This window comes from Streptomyces sp. SID3343, from assembly GCF_009865215.1.
GTDB lineage: Bacteria > Actinomycetota > Actinomycetes > Streptomycetales > Streptomycetaceae > Embleya.
In genome coordinates this window covers 1-2071 of sequence record NZ_WWJX01001007.1, presented here as the reverse complement: position 1 = coordinate 2071, position 2071 = coordinate 1, and the positions used below count along the sequence as shown (strand labels likewise).

The 2071-nt window shown below is 73.8% G+C and carries 2 protein-coding genes and 1 pseudogene; all 3 read right to left on the bottom strand.

What is annotated here, in order from left to right:
* Positions 1–865: precorrin-2 C(20)-methyltransferase (locus tag GT354_RS31700; protein WP_237535669.1), on the bottom strand; the 865-nt coding region annotated here is incomplete at its 3' end.
* 208 nt (positions 866–1073) lie between these two features.
* A complete protein-coding gene (locus GT354_RS31695) occupies positions 1074–1700 on the bottom strand; it encodes a precorrin-8X methylmutase (protein WP_161359823.1) in 627 nt (208 codons plus the stop codon).
* Positions 1697–2071, bottom strand: a pseudogene (locus tag GT354_RS31690) (hypothetical protein); the annotation flags it as partial. The gene GT354_RS31695 and the pseudogene GT354_RS31690, both read right to left, overlap by 4 nt.

The window sequence follows — 2071 nt, the reverse complement described above, 5'->3', positions numbered from 1 at the left end:
CGCGGTCGACGTACGGCCCGTAGCCGACCACGTGGTCGGCGGCCGCGAGGGCCGCGTGTGCGTCGGGGGTGAGCCATTCGGGGCCGGCCGGGCCGAGGCCGACGACGTCGATCGAACCTGTCTCGCCGGTGGGTTCGGGCAGCGCGTCCGCCGCCTCGGGCGCGCGCGGGGTGCGGTTGGTCGCGAACTCGCCGCCGGGGGCCGTCGACGGGGTGATCACCAGGGAAAAGTACGGGACTTCGTCGGGTACGACGTCACCGAGCGCCAGCGTGCGTTGGCGGTCGGTGGTGGCGCGTTCGACGTACCACGTGCGGTCGGCGAGGCCCGCCTGCTCGAACGCTTCGCGTACGGCCGGGAAATGGCGCTTGCCGAGCTTGATCACGGCGGCCGAGTCGGTGGTCCGCAACCGCGCGGCCAAGACCTCGGGAGGGAGCGTGCCGGGCAGGATCGTGAGCACCTCGTCGTGTTGCACGAGAGGCCGGCCCAGTACCGCCGCCGCGCCGCTCACGGACGTGACGCCCGGGACGACCTCGGTGGGGTAGCGGTCGGCCAGGCGCTCGTGCCAGTACATGTACGAGCCGTAGAAGAACGGGTCGCCCTCGCACAGCACCGCGACGTCGCGGCCCGCGTCGAGGTGGGCGGCGATCTCGGCGGCGGTCGCGTCGTAGTAGTCCGCGAGGGCGCCGTCGTAGCCGCCGGGGTGATCGGTGCTCTCGGTGGTGACCGGGTATTCGAGCGGCAGGCGGACCTGGGTGTCGGTCAGGTAGGGCTCGGCGATGCTGATGGCGACACCGCGCGCCCCCTTCTTGACGGGGTAGGCGACCACGTCGGCCGAGGTGATCAGGCGATGCGCCTTGAGGGTCATCAGCTCGGGGTCGCCCGGGCCGAGGCCGATTCCGTACAGGCGGCCGGTGGTGGTCACGCAGGGCTCCATGGGGTGGGGTGGGTGGTTTCGGTCGCGGGTGTGTGCGGTGTCGCCGGCGCCGGCGGGCGGTGTCGTCGGCGCCGGCGGGCGGTGCCGGTTGCGCGGTCGGGAGTGGCGCGGTCGTGAGGTGGCGTGCTCGGCGCGGTGTCTATTCCTGTTCGCTGGCCAGCGCGTTCAGCGCCGCGGCGGTCATCGCGCTGCCGCCGCGCCGGCCGTGCACGACGAGGTAGGGGATGCCGGCCGGGTGCTCGGCGAGGGCCTGCTTGGACTCGGCGGCGCCGATGAAGCCGACCGGGATGCCGATGATCGCGGCGGGGTGCGGCGCGCCTTGGTCGATCAGTTCGAGCAGGCGGAACAAGGCCGTGGGGGCGTTGCCCACCGCGACCACGGCGCCGGCCAGGTCGTCTACCCACAGGTCCACGGCGGCGGCGCTGCGGGTGGTCTCCTGCTCGGTGGCCAGGACGGGGGTACGCGGGTCGGCGAGCAGGCAGCGGACGTCGTTGTCCTTGGGCAGCCGCTTGCGAGTCACGCCGGACGCGACCATGTTGGCGTCGCACAGGATCGGCGCACCGGCGCGGAGGGCCTCGGCGCCGGCCCGGGCGACGTCGGGGTGGAAACCGACGTCCTGCGGCAGGTCGGTCATGCCACACGCGTGGATCATCCGGACCACGACGCGGGACACGTCGTCGGGGAAGCGGGAGAGATCTGCTTCGGCGCGGATGGTGGCGAAGGAGCGGCGGTAGATCTCCGCACCGTTTTTCAGCCAGGGGGTCATGGCGGCGGTCCTTGGGGCGTGGGCGTGGGCGGTCCGGGGCGTGGGGCGGGCGGGGTCGGCGGGATGACGTCGTAGCCGCCGTCGTCGCGGGCGACCAGCACGGTCGCACGCGGCGGCTTGCCGCAGGCTCGGACGCAGGCGACCCAGTGGGTGTCGGCTCGTCCGGTGTCGGCGCGTCCGGTGGGTGAGGGGCCCGTGTCGGCGGTGAGTGGCAGGGCAGTGCCGGGGTGATCGGTGGGCGGGAGGCGGGTGTCCGGGTGGTCGGTGGGGGAGGGACCCGGGCGGCTGGTGGGTGGCGAGCCGATGTCCGGGTGGCCGCAGTTCGTAGGGCCGGTGTCGGGCTGGTCGGAGTTCGTGGGGCCGGTGTCGGG